Origin of the sequence: Agrococcus versicolor (genome assembly GCF_039531815.1) — a bacterium.
GTDB classification, from domain to species: Bacteria; Actinomycetota; Actinomycetes; order Actinomycetales; family Microbacteriaceae; genus Agrococcus; species Agrococcus versicolor.
In genome coordinates this window covers 740,888-758,794 of record NZ_BAAAQT010000005.1, presented here as the reverse complement: position 1 = coordinate 758,794, position 17,907 = coordinate 740,888, and the positions used below count along the sequence as shown (strand labels likewise).

The 17,907-nt window shown below is 73.5% G+C and carries 16 protein-coding genes; 8 read left to right on the top strand and 8 right to left on the bottom strand.

Going from position 1 to position 17,907, the window contains the following annotated elements:
* Positions 1 to 2 precede the first annotated feature (2 nt).
* Genes ABD249_RS06495 through ABD249_RS06470 form a run of 6 tightly spaced genes read right to left on the bottom strand, consistent with a single transcriptional unit; the run spans position 3 to position 7,583 of the window.
* Positions 3 to 494 (bottom strand): MaoC family dehydratase, encoded by a 492-nt coding sequence (locus ABD249_RS06495; RefSeq protein WP_344341758.1) that lies wholly within the window; start codon positions 492 to 494, stop codon positions 3 to 5.
* The gene (locus ABD249_RS06490) at positions 491 to 2,509 is read right to left on the bottom strand and encodes an acetyl/propionyl/methylcrotonyl-CoA carboxylase subunit alpha (RefSeq protein ID WP_344341755.1); all 2,019 of its coding nucleotides are present in this window, start codon (positions 2,507 to 2,509) and stop codon (positions 491 to 493) included. Before ABD249_RS06490 ends, ABD249_RS06495 begins: the two co-directional genes overlap by 4 nt.
* Positions 2,509 to 4,116 carry a carboxyl transferase domain-containing protein gene (locus ABD249_RS06485; RefSeq protein ID WP_425546291.1) on the bottom strand — a complete coding sequence of 536 codons (1,608 nt, stop codon included), beginning with the start codon at positions 4,114 to 4,116 and terminating at the stop codon, positions 2,509 to 2,511. Before ABD249_RS06485 ends, ABD249_RS06490 begins: the two co-directional genes overlap by 1 nt.
* Before the next feature lies 1 nt (position 4,117).
* Entirely contained in the window at positions 4,118 to 5,431 is a 1,314-nt protein-coding gene (locus ABD249_RS06480) for a dihydrolipoamide acetyltransferase family protein (protein ID WP_344341752.1), read from the bottom strand.
* Complete coding sequence (locus ABD249_RS06475; RefSeq protein ID WP_344341748.1) at positions 5,428 to 6,462, bottom strand: alpha-ketoacid dehydrogenase subunit beta; 1,035 nt, start codon at positions 6,460 to 6,462, stop codon at positions 5,428 to 5,430. The genes ABD249_RS06480 and ABD249_RS06475 overlap by 4 nt, the downstream gene beginning before the upstream one ends.
* Positions 6,459 to 7,583, bottom strand: a complete 1,125-nt coding sequence (locus ABD249_RS06470; RefSeq protein ID WP_344341745.1) for a thiamine pyrophosphate-dependent dehydrogenase E1 component subunit alpha — start codon at positions 7,581 to 7,583, stop codon at positions 6,459 to 6,461. Before ABD249_RS06470 ends, ABD249_RS06475 begins: the two co-directional genes overlap by 4 nt.
* Before the next feature lie 162 nt (positions 7,584 to 7,745).
* Here ABD249_RS06470 and ABD249_RS06465 point away from each other — a divergent pair, with 162 nt between their 5' ends.
* The 8 genes from ABD249_RS06465 (at position 7,746) to ABD249_RS06430 (ending at position 16,048) form a co-directional block, all read left to right on the top strand.
* Entirely contained in the window at positions 7,746 to 8,216 is a 471-nt protein-coding gene (locus ABD249_RS06465; protein WP_344341742.1) for an Lrp/AsnC family transcriptional regulator, read from the top strand.
* A gap of 587 nt (positions 8,217 to 8,803) precedes the next feature.
* Positions 8,804 to 10,267, top strand: a complete 1,464-nt coding sequence (locus ABD249_RS06460) for a protein adenylyltransferase SelO (protein WP_344341739.1) — start codon at positions 8,804 to 8,806, stop codon at positions 10,265 to 10,267.
* Positions 10,268 to 10,351: 84 nt separating this feature from the next.
* On the top strand, positions 10,352 to 10,828 hold the full coding sequence (locus ABD249_RS06455; protein WP_344341736.1) for a hypothetical protein: 477 nt from the start codon (positions 10,352 to 10,354) through the stop codon (positions 10,826 to 10,828).
* An 80-nt stretch (positions 10,829 to 10,908) separates the two neighbouring features.
* Complete coding sequence (locus ABD249_RS06450; protein WP_344341734.1) at positions 10,909 to 11,589, top strand: GntR family transcriptional regulator; 681 nt, start codon at positions 10,909 to 10,911, stop codon at positions 11,587 to 11,589.
* Positions 11,586 to 13,094: an MmgE/PrpD family protein gene (locus tag ABD249_RS06445; protein WP_344341731.1), complete on the top strand. Its 1,509-nt coding sequence runs from the start codon at positions 11,586 to 11,588 to the stop codon at positions 13,092 to 13,094. Before ABD249_RS06450 ends, ABD249_RS06445 begins: the two co-directional genes overlap by 4 nt.
* Entirely contained in the window at positions 13,094 to 14,032 is a 939-nt protein-coding gene (gene prpB, locus ABD249_RS06440) for a methylisocitrate lyase (RefSeq protein ID WP_344341728.1), read from the top strand. Before ABD249_RS06445 ends, prpB begins: the two co-directional genes overlap by 1 nt.
* Positions 14,029 to 15,153 (top strand): bifunctional 2-methylcitrate synthase/citrate synthase, encoded by a 1,125-nt coding sequence (locus tag ABD249_RS06435; RefSeq protein WP_344341725.1) that lies wholly within the window; start codon positions 14,029 to 14,031, stop codon positions 15,151 to 15,153. Before prpB ends, ABD249_RS06435 begins: the two co-directional genes overlap by 4 nt.
* Positions 15,154 to 15,232: 79 nt before the next feature.
* Positions 15,233 to 16,048 carry a VOC family protein gene (locus ABD249_RS06430; RefSeq protein ID WP_344341722.1) on the top strand — a complete coding sequence of 272 codons (816 nt, stop codon included), beginning with the start codon at positions 15,233 to 15,235 and terminating at the stop codon, positions 16,046 to 16,048.
* Between the two features lie 16 nt (positions 16,049 to 16,064).
* Here ABD249_RS06430 and ABD249_RS06425 read toward each other — a convergent pair whose 3' ends face one another.
* Together ABD249_RS06425 and ABD249_RS06420 are read right to left on the bottom strand one after the other, a co-directional pair.
* Positions 16,065 to 17,252, bottom strand: a complete 1,188-nt coding sequence (locus tag ABD249_RS06425) for a CaiB/BaiF CoA transferase family protein (RefSeq protein WP_344341719.1) — start codon at positions 17,250 to 17,252, stop codon at positions 16,065 to 16,067.
* The coding region (locus ABD249_RS06420; protein WP_344341716.1) for an SUMF1/EgtB/PvdO family nonheme iron enzyme at positions 17,249 to 17,907 on the bottom strand (659 nt) is incomplete at its 5' end. The genes ABD249_RS06420 and ABD249_RS06425, both read right to left, overlap by 4 nt.

Sequence of the window (17,907 nt, the reverse complement as noted above, 5' to 3'; positions counted from 1 at the left end):
GATCATGCGTCGCCCTGCCCCTCGGCGGGACGACCCTGCATGAGCACGGAGCGCGTCGCGACCACGACGACCTCGCCGCGCTGGTTGCGACCGGTGTGCTCGAGGGTCGCGATGCCCTGGCCTGGCCGCGACGACGACGGGCGCACGTCGACGACGAGCGTCTCGGCGTACAGCGTGTCGCCGTGCCGCACGGGCGCCGGGAAGCGGATGTCGGCGAAGCCGAGGTTCGCGACGATCGTGCCCTGCGTGAGCTGCGCGACCGAGAGGCCCACGAGCGTCGCGAGCGTGTGCATCGAGTTGACGAGCCGCTCGCCGAACTCCGTGCCCTCCGCCCACGCGGCGTCGAGGTGCAGGGCCTGCGTGTTCATCGTCAGCGTCGTGAAGAGCACGTTGTCGGCCTCGGTCATGGTGCGGCCGGGACGGTGCTCGTAGATCGTGCCGGGCTCGAGCTCCTCGAGCCACAGGCCGCGCTGCCGGATGCGGCGCTCGGTCATCGCTCCCCCTCGGTCGTGTCGGATGCGCTGGCCCCATCCTGCTCCGCATCGGGCTCGACGGCCGCGACCTCCTGGCCGCGGCGCACGGTCTCGCCGACGGCGACGTGGATGCGTGCGATGCCCGCGGTCGGGGCACGCAGCACGTGCTCCATCTTCATGGCCTCGACGCTCACGAGCGCGGCGCCCTCGGCCACGACGTCGCCGTCGGCCGCGTGGACCGCGACGACGGTGCCCGGCATGGGCGAGGCGAGGCTCGGCGCGGCGGACGCGCCGGCACGAGCGCGCGCCGCGGGCCGGGCGTGCTCGACGAGCCAGTCGCCGCTCGCGAGCGGCATCCACACGTCGCCGTCGCGCGTGATGGTCGGATGGATCGACCGCTCGACCGAGCGGACCTCCTCGATCGTCCCGTCGGCGCGCGCGACGCGCAGCTCGACGTCGCGCATCGCGTGCTGACCACCGACGAAGGCGAAGTCCGTCTGCTGCACCCCTCCGGGCGCACGGGTGACGGTCGCGATGCCGTCGCCGTCCGTCAGCCGCACCGAGGCGCCGCGCGCGCCCGCGATGCGCCATCCGTCGCTCGACCACGCGCGCGTGCCGACGCCGCCACGCTCGATGAGCGCGAGGCCGGCCTGCGCCAGCACCGCGGCGGGCATGGGACGAGCCGCGAGCCGCTCGGCGTCGCGATCGATGAGCCCGGTGTCGAGGTCGCCCGCGAGCACCGCAGGCTCGGCGAGCAGCGCGCGGAGGAAGGGCACGTTCGTCGTGACGCCGAGGACGTGGGTCGATCCGAGCGCCTCGTCGAGCGCGGCGATGGCCGCCTCGCGCGTGGGACGGTGCGCGATGACCTTCGCGAGCATGGGGTCGTAGCTCGACGAGACGACCGAGCCGCGCTCGATCCCCGCGTCGACGCGCACGCCGTGCGGCCACCGCAGCTGCAGCACCTCGCCACCGGTCGGCAGGAAGCCGGCCGCGGGATCCTCGGCGTAGATGCGCGCCTCGATCGCATGGCCCGTCGTCCGCACCTCGTGCTGCGCGATGCCGAGGTGCTCGCCGGCGGCGACGCGCAGCTGCTGCTCCACGAGGTCGATGCGGGTGACCTCCTCGGTCACGGGGTGCTCGACCTGCAGCCTCGTGTTCATCTCCATGAAGAACGGCTCGTCGGGCTGGTCGGCCGACACGATGAACTCGACGGTGCCGGCGCCGACGTAGCCGACGCTGCGCGCCGTCTCGCACGCGGCTGCGCCGATGGCCTCGCGCTGCTCGGGCGTGAGCAGCGGGCTCGGCGCCTCCTCCACGACCTTCTGATGGCGACGCTGCAGCGAGCACTCGCGCTCGCCGAGGTGGATGACGTGGCCGTGCTCGTCGGCGAGCACCTGCACCTCGATGTGGCGGGGGTTCGCGACGAACCGCTCGACGAAGAGCGTGTCGTCGCCGAACGCCGCGGCGGCCTCGCGCCTGGCCTGCACGAGCGCGGCGGGCAGGTCGGCGGCATCGTCGACGCGGTGCATGCCCTTGCCGCCGCCGCCGGCGGACGGCTTGACGAGCACCGGATAGCCGACGCGCTCGGCGCCCGCGACGAGCGCCGCGTCGTCGAGCCCGGGCTCGGCGATGCCGGGCACGGTCGAGACGCCGCGCGCCTCGACGGCGGCACGGGCGCGGATCTTGTCGCCCATCGTGTCGATGGCCGCGGGCGTCGGGCCGACGAAGACGATGCCGGCGTCGGCGCACGCGCGCGCGAACGCGGCGCTCTCGGCGAGGAAGCCGTAGCCGGGGTGGATCGCGTCGGCGCCGGTCTCGCGCGCGGCGGCGATGACGCGGTCGATCGCGAGGTACGACGAGCGGGCGTCGGCCGGGCCGAGTCGCACGGACTCCCCCGCCATCCGCACGTGCGGCGCGGCCGCGTCGGCGTCGGAGTAGACGGCGACGGAGGCGATGCCGAGGCGGTCGAGCGTGCGGATGATGCGCACGGCGATCTCGCCCCGGTTGGCGATGAGGACCTTCTGCAGCACTGCCATCACATCCTGAAGACGCCGTAGCGCACGTCGGGCATCGGCGCGCGGCCGACGACGTCGAGGGCGAGGCCGAGCACGCGGCGCGTGTCGGCGGGGTCGATGACGCCGTCGTCCCACAGTCGGGCCGTCGAGTAGAACGGCGAGCCCTGCTGCTCGTACTGCTCGCGCACGGGCGCCTCGAACGCCTCCTGCTCCTCGGCGCTCCACGAGCCGCCCGCGGCCTCGATCTGGTCGCGCTTCACGGTCGACAGCACCGACGCCGCCTGCGGTCCGCCCATGACGGAGACGCGTGCGGTCGGCCACAGCCACAGGAAGCGCGGCGAGTAGGCCCGCCCGCACATCGAGTACGTGCCGGCGCCGAACGAGCCGCCGATGACGACGGTGAGCTTCGGCACGCGGGCGCACGAGACGGCCGTGACCATCTTCGCGCCGTGCTTGGCGATGCCGCCGCGCTCGTACTCGCTGCCGACCATGAAGCCCGCGATGTTCTGCAGGAAGACGAGCGGGATGCCGCGCTGGTCGCACAGCTCGATGAAGTGCGCGCCCTTCTGCGCCGACTCCGAGAAGAGCACGCCGTCGTTGGCGACGATGCCGACCGGGTGGCCCCAGATGCGCGCGAAGCCCGTGACGAGCGTCGTGCCGTAGCCGGCCTTGAACTCGTGCAGCTCGGAGTCGTCGACGAGGCGCGCGATCACCTCGCGGACGTCGTAGGGCGTCTGCAGGTCGGCGGGCACGGCGGCGCCGAGCGTCGCGGGGTCGACGGCAGGGGCGGCGGCCTCGAGCACCTCCCACGGGGGTGCTGGGCTCGGCGGCAGGGTCGAGACGATGTCGCGCACGATGCGCAGTGCGTGCTCGTCGTCGTCGGCGAGGTGGTCGGCGACGCCCGAGACGGTCGTGTGCAGCTCGCCGCCGCCGAGGTCCTCCGCGGTCACGACCTCGCCGGTCGCGGCCTTCACGAGCGGCGGGCCGCCGAGGAAGATCGTGCCCTGCTCGCGCACGATGACGGTCTCGTCGCTCATGGCGGGCACGTACGCGCCGCCGGCCGTCGACGAGCCCATGACGCACGCGATCTGCGGGATGCCCGCGGCGCTCATGCGCGACTGGTTGTAGAAGATGCGGCCGAAGTGCTCGCGGTCGGGGAAGACCTCGTCCTGCATCGGCAGGTAGGCGCCGCCCGAGTCGACGAGGTACACGCACGGCAGGCGGTTCTCGCTCGCGATCTCCTGCGCCCGCAGGTGCTTCTTCACCGTCATCGGGAAGTAGGTGCCGCCCTTCACCGTCGCGTCGTTCGCGACGATCATGCAGTGGCGGCCGGAGACGAGCCCGATGCCGGCGATGACGCCCGCGGCGGGCGCCTCGTCGTCGTACATGCCGTTCGCGGCGAGCGGGGCGACCTCGAGGAAGGGGCTGCCGACGTCGAGGAGGCGCTCGACGCGCACGCGCGGCAGCAGCTTGCCGCGCGCGACGTGGCGCTCGCGCGACCGCTCGGGTCCGCCGAGCGCCGCCGTCGCGAGCCGCTCGCGCAGGTCGTCCACGAGCGCGCGCATCGCGTCGCCGCGGTCGGCGCCCTGCGCCGACGCCGCGTCGACCGTCGTCGTCAGCCGCTCCACGTCAGCGCCTCGCCAGCGCGAGGCCGGGGTGCTCGAGCAGCGCGCCGACGTCGGCGATGAACGCGCTCGCCTCCTTGCCGTCGAGCACGCGGTGGTCGAACGACACCGTGATCTGCATGACGTCGCGCAGCGCGATCTCGCCGCGGTGCTCCCACGGCGTGCGTCGCACGGTGCCGAGCGCGAGGATGACGGCCTCGCCGGGGTTGAGGATCGGCACGCCGCCGTCGACGCCGAAGACGCCGACGTTCGACACCGTCATGGTCGACGAGGTGAGCTCGGCCGGGCTCAGCTGGCCGGCTCGGGCGCGCTCGGCCTGCGTGCGGATGCGGTCGGCGAGCTCGGTCGCGTCGAGCAGGTCGGCGTCGTCGACGCTCGCGACGACGAGGCCGCGGTCGGTGGCGACGGCGATGCCGAGGTTGACGGCGCCGTGCACCTCGATCTCGTTCGCGTCGGCGTGGAAGGTGCTGTTCACCTCCGGCGTCCTGGCGGCGGCGAGCAGGATCGCCCTGCACGCCATCGAGAGGAAGGTCGGGGTCGCGCCGCCGCGGGCGCGGGCCTTGAGGTCGTCGACGAGCTGCTTCGTCTCGGTCACGTCGACCTGCAGGAAGACCGCCGCGTGCGGCGCCGTGAAGGCCGAGTCGGTCATGGCCTTCGCCGTGTGCTTGCGCAGGCCGGTCACGCGCTCGCGGCGCGAGGCGCGCGGCTGCGACGTCATGGCCTCGGCGGGCGCCGCGTTCGTGCGGTCGAGGTCGGCGCGGGTGACGACGCCGCCCTCGCCCGACGGCTCGATCGCGGCGAGGTCGATGCCGCGCTGGCGCGCGAGGGCGCGCACGGGCGGGTAGGCGCGCGCGGGTCGGCGCTCGTCGCGCACGAACGGCGTGGGCTCGAACGTGCGGCGGCGGCGCGTGGCGCGTGCGCCCGTGCCGAGCTTCACCGAGCCGACGAGCACGCTCACGCGCTCCTCGACGGGCTTGGCGTCGGCGGGCTTGCGCTCCTCGACCGGCTGCGCGGGCGCCGGCTGGCGCTCGGGCTCGGCGGCCTCCGGCGCGGGTGCCGCAGTGGCCTGCTCGGCCTCCGCGCCCTCGACGTCGTACTCGATGAGCGGCGCGCCGACGGCGATGGTCTCGCCCTCGGTGGCGTGCAGGCGGGTGACGACGCCCGCGTACGGGCTCGGCAGGTCGACGACGGCCTTGGCCGTCTCGACCTCGGCGAGGATCTGGTTCAGCTCGACCTCGTCGCCCTCGGCGACGAGCCAGCGCACGATCTCGGACTCGGTGAGCCCCTCGCCGAGGTCCGGCAGGCGGAAGGTGGTCATCGGGATCCTCCCTGCAGGGCGGGCGTGCGATCGCCGGCGGTCCGCGAGCTGCGGCGGCCGAGCGTGCGGTCGACGGCGTCGAGGATGCGGTCGACGCTCGGCAGGTACGCCTCCTCGAACGCGCTCGGCGGATACGGGGTGTCGTAGGCGGTGACGCGCTCGGGCGCGGCCTGCAGCGAGGCGAAGGCCCGCTCGACGACGCTCGCGACGAGCTCGGACGACACCGACGACTCCTTGGGCGCCTCATGGGCGACGACGAGGCGGCCGGTGCGCTCGACGCTCGCGACGACCGTGTCGACGTCGAGCGGGGAGATCGAGCGCAGGTCGATGACCTCGATCTCGATGCCCTCGTCGGACGCCGCGACGGCGGCGTCGAGCGCGGTCTTCACGACCGGCCCGTACGTGGCGAGGGTCACGTCGCGGCCGCGCACGAGCACCTCGGCGGTGTCGAGGTCGCGCACGATCGAGCGGTCGACCTCGCCCTTCGACCAGTAGCGCGACTTCGGCTCGAAGAAGAGCACCGGGTCGTCGCTCGCGATGGCGGCGCGCAGCGTCGAGTACGCCTCCTGCGGCGTCGCGGCGGTCACGACCCGCAGGCCGGCGGTGTGGGCGAAGTACGACTCGGGGCTCTCGGAGTGGTGCTCGACCGAGCCGATGTCCCCGCCATACGGCACGCGGATGACCATGGGCACGCGCACGCGGCCCTTGGTCCGGTAGTGCAGCTTCGCGACCTGGGCGACGATCTGGTCGAACCCGGGGTAGATGAAGCCGTCGAACTGGATCTCGACCACGGGCCGGTAGCCGCGGTAGGCCATGCCGATCGCGGTGCCGATGATGGCCGACTCCGCCAGCGGCGAGTCGATGACGCGCTTCGGGCCGTACGTGGCCTGGAGGCCGTCGGTGACGCGGAACACGCCGCCGAGGGCGCCGATGTCCTCGCCCATGAGGAAGACGCGGTCGTCCTCGGCGAGGGCGTCGTGGAGCGCGGCGCCGATGGCCTTGCCGAGCTGCATCGTCTCGGGCGCGGTCATGCGTGGTCCTCCGCCTCGACGCTCGCGACGAACGCGTCGTGCTCGGCGAGCTGACGCTCGAGCCGCTTCGTGGGGGTCGTGTAGACGTGCTCGAAGAGCGTGCGCTCGTCGGGCACGTGCACGGCCGTGACCGCGGCGCGCAGCTCCTTCGCGACGGCGTCGCAGCGGATCTTCGCCTCCTCGCGGATGCGCTCGATGGGCGCGCCGACCGACTCGAGGTGACGCTCGAGGCGCACGATCGGGTCCTTGGCACGCCAGCTCGCGACCTCCGCCTCGTCGCGGTAGCGCTTGGGGTCGTCGGTGGAGGTGTGCGGGCCCATGCGGTACGTCATGGCCTCGATGAACGTGGGGCCGCCGCCCGAGCGTGCGCGCTCGACGGCGATGCGCGTCGCGGCGAGCATCGCGAGGACGTCGTTGCCGTCGACGCGCAGCGCGGGGATGCCGAAGCCGGTCGGGCGCAGCGCGAGCGGGAAGCCCGACTGCACGGCCACGGGCTCGGAGATCGCGTACTGGTTGTTCTGGCAGACGAAGATCACGGGCGCCTGGAACGCGCTCGCGAACACCATCGCCTCGTTGACGTCGCCCTCGCTCGTGGCGCCGTCGCCGAAGTAGGCGACCGCGACGTCGTCCGAGCCGTCGAGCGTCGACGCCATGGCGTAGCCCGTCGCGTGGAGCGACTGCGCCCCGATGATGATCTGCGGCGTCGCGAGGTGGTGCTCCATCGGGTCCCAGCCCGACTGCTGCACGCCCTTCCAGACGCGCATCGCCTCGCCCTGGTCGACGCCGCGTAGGTACGCGAGACCGTGCTCGCGGTACGAGCCGAAGACGAAGTCGGTGTCGCGCAGCGCACGCCCGGAGCCGATCTGCGCGGCCTCCTGGCCCTGCGACGGCGGCCAGAGCAGCAGCTCGCCCTGGCGGGTGAGCGCGAACGCCTCCGCGTCGATGCGGCGCAGGATCGACAGGTCGACGTAGAGGTCGGTGAGCAGGTGCTCGTCGACGTCGCCGAGCTGCGGGTCGAGCAGCGCGCTCGCGTGGCGCGAGCCGTCGGGGTGCAGCACGGTCAGCGGCTCGTCGAGCCCCGCTGCGAGCGCCGGGTCGGGCGCGGGTACGGTCAGCGACATGGGCGGAACCTCCTCGTTCACGCACCTCGTGGGCGCATCGCGGGCCGTGGTGCGGGCCCTGCTGTCGCAACGCTATCGACGTCGCGCAGATCGAGCAACGCCGACGCGCCGCATTGCGCATCCTGCTGTCCACATCCATGCATCCCGCATAGGATGCATCGCATGAAGGTCGTCGATGACACCGATCGCAAGATCCTGCTCGCCATGACCGAGCACCCGCGGTCGACGATCGTCGCCATCGCCGAGCGCCTCGGCCTCGCCCGCAACACCGTGCAGGCGCGCGTGCAGGCGCTCGAGGGGTCGGAGGCGCTGCAGGGCTTCGACCGCCGGCTGCACGCCGAGGCGCTCGGCTACCCGCTCACGGTCTTCATGGCGACGCACGTCGACCAGCCGCGCATCGACCACGTCGTCGCGCAGCTGCGCGAGATCCCCGAGGTCGTGCAGGCGCACGGCATCGCCGGGCAGGCCGACGTGCTCGTGCGCTGCGTGTGCAAGGACGCCGAGGACCTCTACCGCGTCAGTCGTCTCGTGCTGCAGTGCGAGGGCGTCGTGCGCACGGAGACGTGGCTGTCGATGGGCGAGCTCATCCCGTTCCGCCTCGCGCCGGTGCTCGAGCGCGACCTCGGGGCGTAGGCGGGGTCGCCCGGCGGGGGGTCCGGTGCGCGGGCCGCCGCGGGGGCCCATCCTCCACCCGGCAGCGCAGCCCGCGGACGGGCGTCGGGCCGAGTTCGCATCGGCGCGACCCTCGGCATGACTGGTCGCATCCTGCCTCGACCGGTCGCATCCTGCCTCGACCGGTCGCATCCTGCCTCGACTGGTCGCATCCTGCCTCGACTGGTCACGTTCTGCGACGACCGGTCTCGTCTCACGTCGACGGGTCACGTCCTGCGATCGCTCCCCTGCCTCGACTGGTCACGATCTCACTCGCACTGGTCACGGTTGCACCACGCTGGTCACCACTGCACCCGCACTGGTCACGATCGCACCCGCACTGGTCACGATTGCACCCACGCTGGTCGCCATTGCACCTCCGAGGACCCATTCGAGGTGCAACCGTGACCAGTCGACGCAGAACGCGACCAATCGACGCAGGATGCGACCAGTCGACGCAGGATGCGACCAGTCGGCGCGCCCGTGCCGCAGCGCCACCTCGGCGCCTGACGCAGGGGCGACCGCGCAACGGGTGTCGAGCGCACGGCGCTGCGCGTAGCGTCGGCGGCATGGTTCCTGCAACGCAGACGTCCGTCGCCCTCGCGCACGGCTTCGCCGACGACCTGCCCGAGATGGCGATCGCCTGGCAGGCCGAGGAGCCGCCGGATCCGCGGCTGCTCGTGCTGAACGAGCGGCTCGCGACCGAGGTCGGGCTCGATCCCGACGCACTGCGGACGCGGGAGGGCGTGCGGATGCTCACGGGGGCCGCCGTGCCCGAGGGCGCCCATCCCGTCGCGCAGGTGTACGCCGGCCACCAGTTCGGCGGCTACTCGCCCCGCCTCGGCGACGGACGCGCCCTGCTGCTCGGCGAGCTGCGCGCGCCCGACGGTCGCCTCCTCGACCTCCACCTCAAGGGCTCGGGCCGCACGCCGCTCGCACGCGGCGGCGACGGCCTCGCAGCGGTCGGCCCCATGCTGCGGGAGCACGTCATCAGCGAGGCGATGCATGCGCTCGGCGTCCCGACGACGCGCTCGCTCGCGGTCGTCGCCACCGGTCGGTCCGTGCAGCGCGACACGCTGCTGCCGGGCGCGGTGCTCGCACGCGTCGCGAGCAGCCACCTGCGGGTCGGCAGCGTGCAGCTCGCGAGCGCGAGCGGCGACCGAGCGCTGCTGCGTCGGCTCGTCGACCACGCGATCCGCAGGCACCATCCCGACCTCGTCGACGCCGACGTCCCCGCCCTCGCGCTGCTGCAGCGGGTGATCTCGGCGCAGGCCTCGCTCGTCGCGCGATGGATGCTCGTCGGCTTCGTCCACGGCGTGATGAACACCGACAACATGACGCTCTCGGGCGAGACGATCGACTACGGCCCCTGCGCCTTCATGGACGCCTTCGACCCGCAGACGGTCTACAGCTCGATCGACGTCGGCGGCCGCTACGCCTACGGCAACCAGCCGGGCATCGCGGCGTGGAACCTCGCACGGCTCGGCGAGGCGCTGCTGCCCGTGCTCGACGACGACCCCGACGCCGCGCTCGCGCTCGCCCAGGAGGCGATCGACGCCTTCGCCCCGCAGCATGCGACGGCGTGGACGGACGGGATGCTGGCGAAGCTCGGCGTGCGCGGCGACGTCTACCCGCAGGTGGCGTCCTCGCTCGTAGGCGACCTCGTCGCGATGATGCAGGCCACGCGCGCCGACCACACGTCGTGCTTCCGAGCGCTCACGGATGCGGCCCGCGGCGACGCGACCCGCATGCACGCGCTGCTCGGTGCCTCCGAGGAGCTCGAGGCCTGGACGCGACGCTGGATGGCCCTCCACCCGGACGGCGAGGCGATGGCCGCGGTCAATCCGGTCGTCATCCCCCGCAACCACCTCGTGGAGGAGGCGCTCGCCGCGGCGACCGCGGGCGACCTCGTGCCGCTCGAGCGACTGCTCGACGCGGTCTCCCTCCCCTACGCGGAGCGTCCCGGCCTCGAGCGCTACGCCGAGCCGGCTCCCCTGGCCTTCGGCACGTACCAGACCTACTGCGGCACCTGACCGAGCAGCTGCCACCCTCGAGTCCTGCACCCCGCGAACGCCCAGCGAGGCGGACCTAGCGTGGTCTCGTCGGAGGGGGCCCGGATGGGGTGGCAGGAGGCAGGACGCGTGCGGCGCTCGTCGAGCACGGGCGCGCATCCCGGCTGGCCGTGGGGCATCGTGCTCGTGCCGGCGGGCGTCGGGCTGGCCGCCGGCGGCGTCGCCCTCGCACGAGCGCTCGATGCCGGCATCGGCACCGCGATCGGCGTCGCCCTCGTCGCATGGGGCGCGACGCTCGTCATGCCATTCGTCGTCATCGCCTGGTACGCGGCGCAGGCGGCCTGGAAGGCGCCGCGCGAGGCGTCGGGCGCCGAGTTCCGCGCGCCGTCGCACGAGCTGCGACGCATCGGGTTCCGGATCCGATGGAGTCCGGGCGCGCGCAGCCTCGTCTTCGGCTCGGCGGCGCACGACGGCCGTGACCTGCCGATGCTCGTCGTCGGCCGCGTCGTGCACGTGCTCGGCATCGTCGTCCTCGTCGTCGCCGGCCTGGGCGCGGCGCTGTCGAACCTCGGAGGCCGCTGACGTCGGTGCATGCACTCGTGCAGACGAACGGCGAATCCTGGTGTGCCGAACCGCCGAATGGATACACTCCTGACGTGGGCATGGATGCGAGCACTCGGCGACGCGCCGGCGAGCACGCCTACGCGCGGCTGCGCGACGACATCCAGTCCGGCGCCCTCCCACCCGGCTCCGTGCTTGGCGAGGTCGAGCAGGCCGCGCGCATCGGCGTGAGCAGGACGCCGCTGCGCGAGGCGCTCGACCGGCTCGAGTCCGAGGGGCTCGTCGTGCAGCGCAGCCCGCGCGTCACGGTCGTCGCCGACGTCTCCCTCGGCCAGATCCGCGACCTCTTCGCCGTGCGCCGCGCGCTCGAGGAGCGCGCCGCGAGCCTCGCCGCCGAGCGCTCCGACGCCGAGCGCAACGCCTTCGCACCGCTCGCCGACGCCTTCGAGCGCAGCGACGTCACCGACGACGTCGCCGCCTACTACGCACGCGTCGCCGAGCTCGACGCCGCGATCGAGGCCGCCGTGGCCAACGCCTTCCTCGCCCGCGCCCTGCAGCCGATCCGTGCGCACCTCGGTCGCATCCGCAGGCTCGCGAGCGATCGACCGGAGCGGCTGCGCGCCTCCGCGGCCGAGCACGCGCTCATCGCTCGTGCGATCGCCGCCGGCGACGGCGACCTCGCCGCCCACGCGACCCACGTCCACCTCCACCATGCCCTCGCGAGCGTCGAGCTCGCCCTGGCTCCCGACTCCCCCGACGCCGCCACCGGAAGGACCCCATGACCGAGCTCCACCACCTGCGCGCCCATCGCAGCGCCGAGCCCCTCCCGCGCGAGCAGCAGCTCGCGTGGCGCATCGCCGAGGTCGCGGCCGATCCCGTCGCGGTCGACGCCGACGTCGCCGAGATGATCGTCAACCGCGTGCTCGACAACGCGTCCGTCGCGATCGCGAGCCTCACGCGCGCTCCGGTCACGGCCGCCCGCGAGCAGGCGCTGCGCCATCCGTACGCGCCGGGCGCCACCGTCTTCGGCGTCGACGACCGCGTGAGCCCCGAGTGGGCGGCGTGGGCGAACGGCGTGGCCGTGCGCGAGCTCGACTTCCACGACACGTTCCTCGCCGCCGACTACTCGCATCCCGGCGACAACATCCCGCCGATCCTCGCGGTCGCGCAGCACGTCGGCGCCGACGGCGCAGCCCTCGTGCGCGGCATCGCGACCGGCTACGAGATCCAGGTCGACCTCGTCCGCGCCATCTGCCTCCACGAGCACAAGATCGACCACGTCGCCCACCTCGGCCCGTCCGCCGCCGCCGGCATCGGCACGCTCCTCGGTCTCGACCGCGAGACGATCTTCCAGGCCGTCGGGCAGGCGCTCCACACGACCACCGCCACGCGGCAGTCGCGCAAGGGCGAGATCTCGACGTGGAAGGCGCACGCGCCCGCGTTCGCGGGCAAGATGGCCGTCGAGGCCGTCGACCGCGCCATGCGGGGTCAGACGAGCCCCACGCCCATCTACGAGGGCGAGGACGGCGTCATCGCATGGCTGCTCGGCGGCTGGGATGCGCGCTACGAGGTGCCGCTGCCCGTCGCGGGCGAGGCCAAGCGCGCCATCCTCGACACGTACACGAAGGAGCACTCGGCCGAGTACCAGGCCCAGGCCTGGATCGACCTCGCCCGCCGCCTCGGCACCGAGCGCCCCGAGCTGCGCGACCCGGCGAACGTCGCCTCGATCGTGCTCCACACCTCGCACCACACGCACGTCGTCATCGGCTCCGGCGCGAACGACCCGCAGAAGTACGACCCGACGGCGTCGCGCGAGACCCTCGACCACTCGATCCCGTACATCGTGGCCGTCGCGCTGCAGGACGGTGGCTGGCACCACGTCGACTCGTACGCACCCGAGCGCGCCGCCAGGCCCGACACCGTCGCGCTGTGGCGCAGCGTCACGACGGTCGAGGACGCCGAGTGGACGCGTCGCTACCACGACCCCGACCCGGCGGCGAAGGCGTTCGGCGGTCGCATCGAGATCACGCTCGCCTCGGGCGAGCGCATCGTCGACGAGATCGCCGTCGCCGACGCGCACCCGGCCGGTGCGCGCCCCTTCGCCCGCGCCCAGTACCTCGAGAAGCTGCACACGCTCGCGGACGGCGTCGTCGACGCGGGCGAGCTGCAGCGGTTCGTGGACCTCGCCGAGCGCCTGCCCGAGCTGACGGCCGACGAGGTGCGCTCGCTGACGGTCGCCGCGCCCGCGGGCCTCATCCGCCCGACGACGACGCAGGGGATCTTCTAGTGCTCTCCTCGCCCATCGACGCCCGCGCCAAGCGGCAGGCGTTCCGCCTCGGGCTCGCATCCGGTCGCATCCAGCGCTTCCCCGGCGCCTTCACGCCGCTGTCGACCGCGCTCATCGAGGCCAAGGGCTTCGAGGGCGTGTACCTCTCGGGCGCGGTCATGGCGGCCGAGCTCGGCCTGCCGGACATCGGGCTCACGACGCTGACGGAGGTCGCGCAGCGTGCGCACCAGGTCGCGCGCCAGACGTCGCTGCCCGTGCTCGTGGACGCCGACACGGGCTTCGGCGAGCCCATGAACGTCGCGCGCACCGTGCACGAGCTCGAGGACGCCGGCGTCGCAGGCCTCCACGTCGAGGACCAGGTGAACCCGAAGCGCTGCGGCCACCTCGACGGCAAGGAGGTCGTCTCGACCGCCGCCGCGACGCGGCGCATCGCCGCCGCCGTCGCCGCCCGCCGCGACCCCGGGCTCGTCATCATGGCGCGCACCGACGTGCGCGGGGTCGACGGGCTCGACGCCGCCGTCGACCGCGCGCGTGCGCTCGTCGACGCGGGTGCCGACGCGATCTTCCCGGAGGCGATGGCCTCGCTCGAGGAGTTCGCCGCCGTCCGTGCCGCCGTCGACGTGCCGATCCTCGCCAACATGACGGAGTTCGGCAAGAGTCCGCTGTGGACCGCGCAGCAGCTCGAGGACGTCGGGGTCAGCATGGTCATCCATCCCGTGTCCCTGCTGCGCGTCGCGTTCGGTGCGATCGAGCGCGCGCTCGACGCCCTCGCGACCGAGGGGTCCCTGGCGTCGCAGGTGGAGACCATGCAGACTCGAGCCAGGCTCTACGAGCTCAACGACTACCAGGCGTACGCCGCGTTCGACGCGGGCGTCTTCGACTTCGAGGTGCCAGGCGCACCCGACCGGCAGCACCGAGGCCAAGGAGCACTCCCATGACCGAGCAGGACATCAAGAAGGGGCTCGCGGGCGTCGTCGTCGACACCACGGCCATCTCGAAGGTCAACCCCGAGACGAACAGCCTGCTCTACCGCGGCTACCCGGTGCAGGAGCTCGCCGACACGCAGTCGTTCGAGGCCGTCGCGCACCTGCTGTGGCACGGCGAGCTGCCGAGCGACGCCGAGCTGGAGGCGCTGCAGCGCCAGGAGCGCGGCGATCGCGCGCTCGACCCGCTCACGCGCGAGCTCATCGACCGCTCCCCCGTCACGGCGCACCCCATGGACGTGCTGCGCACCGCCGTCTCCGCCACGGGCGCCGACGACCCCTCCGCCGACGACGCGTCGCGCGAGTCCGACCTCGACAAGTCGGTGCGCCTGCTCGCCCGCATCCCCGCGATGGTCGCGTACGACCAGCGCCGCCGTCGCGGCCAGGACATCGTCGCCCCGCGCGACGACCTCGACTTCTCGGCGAACTTCCTCTGGATGACGTTCGGCGAGGAGCCCGAGCCCGTCGTCGTCGACGCCTTCCGTCGCTCGATGGTGCTGTACGCCGAGCACTCGTTCAACGCGTCGACCTTCACGGCGCGCGTCATCACGTCGACCACGGCCGACCTGTACTCGGCGGTCGTCGGCGCGATCGGTGCGCTGAAGGGCGCGCTGCACGGCGGCGCGAACGAGGCCGTCATGCATCTGTTCGACGAGATCGGCGAGGCGTCGAACGTGTCGGCCTGGCTCGAGACGGCGCTCGCCGAGAAGCGCAAGATCATGGGCTTCGGCCACCGCGTCTACAAGCACGGCGACTCGCGCGTGCCCACGATGCGCGCTGCGCTCGACGAGCTCGTCGAGCACTACGGCGCGCAGGACATGCTCGCGCTCTACGAGGAGCTCGAGCGCGAGTTCGTCCGTGCCAAGGGCATCCACCCGAACCTCGACTACCCCTCGGGCCCCGCCTACCGCCTCATGGGCTTCGACACCCCCACGTTCACGCCGCTGTTCGTCGCGGCGCGCATCACGGGCTGGACGGCGCACGTCATGGAGCAGGCGGCGTCGAACGCGCTCATCCGCCCGCTCGCGGCGTACGACGGCCCCGACGAGCGCCACGTCCCCGGCGCCGAGGGCTGACGCGATCGGTCGGCGGAATGCGGAGGCGGCAGGCGTGGTTGCTTCGAATGTGAACGATTTCCTGCCCGACGCGACCCGCATGGGTCCCGTCACCCTCCGCACCGCCGACCTCGCCCGCCTCGAGCGCTGGTACCTCCAGGGTCCCGGGCTGTCGCCCATCGCCGAGTCGCCCGGCGCCGTCGAGCTCGGCGTCGACGGTCGCACGCTCGTGCGCCTCGAGGCCGCGCCCGACCTGCGCGGTCCGGATCCGAGGGCCGCCGGCCTCTTCCACACCGCGGTGCTGTACGAGGACCAGGCGTCGCTCGCGGCCGCGGTGCTGCGCATGACGCAGGTGCCCGGCATGGTCTTCGCTGGCGTCGGCGACCACGGCGTCTCGGAGGCGTTCTACTTCGTCGACCCCGACGGCAACGGCGTCGAGCTGTACGCCGACCGCCCGCGCGACGTGTGGCGCTGGCAGGACGGCCGGGTGCAGATGACGACCGACGGGTTCGACCCGAGCGCATTCGTGCGCGAGCACCTCGTCGAGGGCGCGGGGCAGCCCACCGGCGCGACCGTCGGCCACGTCCACCTCCAGGTCGGCGACGTGCCGACGGCGCGCGCGTTCTACGTCGACGCGCTCGGCTTCGCCGAGACGGCATCCCTCGGAGGGCAGGCGCTGTTCGTGAGCGCGGGCGGCTACCACCACCACATGGCGATGAACACGTGGAACTCCGCGGGAGCCGGCCGACGCGCCGACACGCTCGGGCTCGGCCTCGTCGACGTCGTCGTGCCCGACGCGGAGTCGATGGGCGCGGTGCGCGAGCGCCTCGCGGACCGCGGCGTGCAGGTCGCCGACGACGGCGCGACGCTCGGCTTCGACGACCCGTGGGGCAACCGCATCCGCCTCGGCGCCTGAGGCCGCCCCGCAGGCGTCAGACCACGCCGCGCTCGCGCAGCGCCGCGAGCTGCTCGGGCGTGACGCCCACCTCGGCGAGCACGGCCTCGGTGTCGGCGCCGTGCCGCCTGCCGGCGTGCCGCACGGCGCCCGGCGTCGCCGAGAGGCGGAACAGCACGTTCTGCATCTTGAGGCGCCCGAGGTCGTCGTCGTCGAGCTCGAGGATGGTGCCGAGCGCGTCGTACTGCGGGTTCGCCATGACGCCCGCGACGTCGTCGACGACGCCGATCGCCGCCTCGACGCGAGCGAACTCCGCCAGGACGACGTCGAGGTCGCGCTCGCCGATCCAGCCGCCGACGGCCGCATCGAGCTCGTCGACGTGGGCGGCGCGGTCGCGGCCGGTGCCGAACCAGGGCTCGTCGACGACGTCGGGACGGCCGACGAGCCGCATGACGCGCTCCGCGATCGACTGCGACGACGTCGAGACGGCCACCCATCGGTCGTCGCGCGTGCGGTAGACGTTGCGCGGCGCGTTGTTCACCGAGCGGTTGCCCGTGCGCGGCTGCAGGTAGCCGAGCTGGTCGTAGGCGGTGATGCCGCCGCCGAGCAGCATGAGGATGGGCTCGATGATCGCCATGTCGACGACCTGGCCCTCCCCCGTGCGCTCTGCATGGCGCAGCGCGATCGAGCACGCGTAGGCGGTGGCGAGCGCCGTGATGCCGTCGGCGAGGCCGAAGGGCGGCAGGATCGGCGGTCCGTCGGGCTCGCCGGTGATGGCGGCGAACCCGCTCATGGCCTCGGCGATCGAGCCGAAGCCCGGCTGCGTCGCCATCGGACCGGTCTGGCCGAAGGCCGTGACCCGCGCGATGACGAGGCGCGGGTTCGCCGCGAGCAGCCGCTCGGGGCTGAGACCCCAGCGCTCGAGCGTGCCCGGCCGGAAGTTCTCGACGAGCACGTCGGCGTCGGTCGCGAGGTCGACGAGGAGGTCGGCGCCGTCCTGCGACGAGAGGTCGATCGTCGCGGCGCGCTTGTTGCGACCGAGCGTCTTCCACCAGAGGTTGACGCCGTCCTTCGCCTGCCCGTGGCCCCTCGCGGCGTCCGGGCGGCGAGGATGCTCGATCTTGACGACGTCGGCGCCGAAGTCGCCGAGGAACGTCGCGGCGAGCGGGCCTGCGAAGAGCGTGGATGCGTCGATGACGCGCACGCCCTCGAGCGGACCGGTCATGCCGTCTCCTCCGTGTCGTGCAGGTCCCATGCGAGACGGAACCCGATGGCGTCGCTGCGGTCGAGCCCCGTGCGCAGCCACGACAGCACGCGCTCGGGCGGCTGCGCACCGCCGTCGGCGTACCAGTCCGATCCCTCGACCGCCCGGGCGCTCCCGCCGACGAGCAGCACGCGACGCGTCACGCCGTCGGTGCGCTCGGTCTCGGTCCACTCCCATGGCGACGGCGCAGGACGCTCGAGCGCCGCGGCGGCCTCGCGCCACTCGGCATCGGTGGGCAGGCGTGCCCCGTGGGCGGTCGCGTAGGCGCGCGCCTCGTCGAGGTCGACGTGCGTCGCGGCCGCGCCTGGCACGTCGGGCGTCGTCGCGCCGCGCCACGCGGCGAGCTCGCCCGCCGTGACGGGCGTCCGCGCGACGGCGACCGCGCCGAGGCGCACCGTGCGCTCGAGTCGCTGCACGTCGTGCAGGCGTGGCGGGAGCGGCTTCCACTCCTCGACGTAGGGCGCCTCGCCCTCGAGCCCCGTCTCGCGGCGTCGCCACTCGACGACGTGCCGACGCTCGCCGGCGGCGATCCGCACGGCGTCCGCCGGGGCGTGGGCCCTCGATGCCGCGTGCGGCACGAGCGTCGCCTCGCGCGCGGGGAACGACGCGTCGGGGT

Bases quoted from the DNA above. Each gene is read 5' to 3' on its own strand.
- ABD249_RS06435 (WP_344341725.1), top strand. From the start codon at position 14,029: ATGACCGAGCAGGACATCAAGAAGGGGCTCGCGGGCGTCGTCGTCGAC.
- ABD249_RS06465 (WP_344341742.1), top strand. From the start codon at position 7,746: ATGAAGGTCGTCGATGACACCGATCGCAAGATCCTGCTCGCCATGACC.
- ABD249_RS06425 (WP_344341719.1), bottom strand. From the start codon at position 17,252: ATGACCGGTCCGCTCGAGGGCGTGCGCGTCATCGACGCATCCACGCTC.
- ABD249_RS06490 (WP_344341755.1), bottom strand. From the start codon at position 2,509: ATGGCAGTGCTGCAGAAGGTCCTCATCGCCAACCGGGGCGAGATCGCC.
- ABD249_RS06445 (WP_344341731.1), top strand. From the start codon at position 11,586: ATGACCGAGCTCCACCACCTGCGCGCCCATCGCAGCGCCGAGCCCCTC.
- ABD249_RS06450 (WP_344341734.1), top strand. From the start codon at position 10,909: ATGGATGCGAGCACTCGGCGACGCGCCGGCGAGCACGCCTACGCGCGG.
- ABD249_RS06455 (WP_344341736.1), top strand. From the start codon at position 10,352: ATGGGGTGGCAGGAGGCAGGACGCGTGCGGCGCTCGTCGAGCACGGGC.
- ABD249_RS06475 (WP_344341748.1), bottom strand. From the start codon at position 6,462: ATGACCGCGCCCGAGACGATGCAGCTCGGCAAGGCCATCGGCGCCGCG.
- ABD249_RS06495 (WP_344341758.1), bottom strand. From the start codon at position 494: ATGACCGAGCGCCGCATCCGGCAGCGCGGCCTGTGGCTCGAGGAGCTC.
- ABD249_RS06460 (WP_344341739.1), top strand. From the start codon at position 8,804: ATGGTTCCTGCAACGCAGACGTCCGTCGCCCTCGCGCACGGCTTCGCC.
- ABD249_RS06470 (WP_344341745.1), bottom strand. From the start codon at position 7,583: ATGTCGCTGACCGTACCCGCGCCCGACCCGGCGCTCGCAGCGGGGCTC.
- ABD249_RS06480 (WP_344341752.1), bottom strand. From the start codon at position 5,431: ATGACCACCTTCCGCCTGCCGGACCTCGGCGAGGGGCTCACCGAGTCC.
- ABD249_RS06430 (WP_344341722.1), top strand. From the start codon at position 15,233: ATGGGTCCCGTCACCCTCCGCACCGCCGACCTCGCCCGCCTCGAGCGC.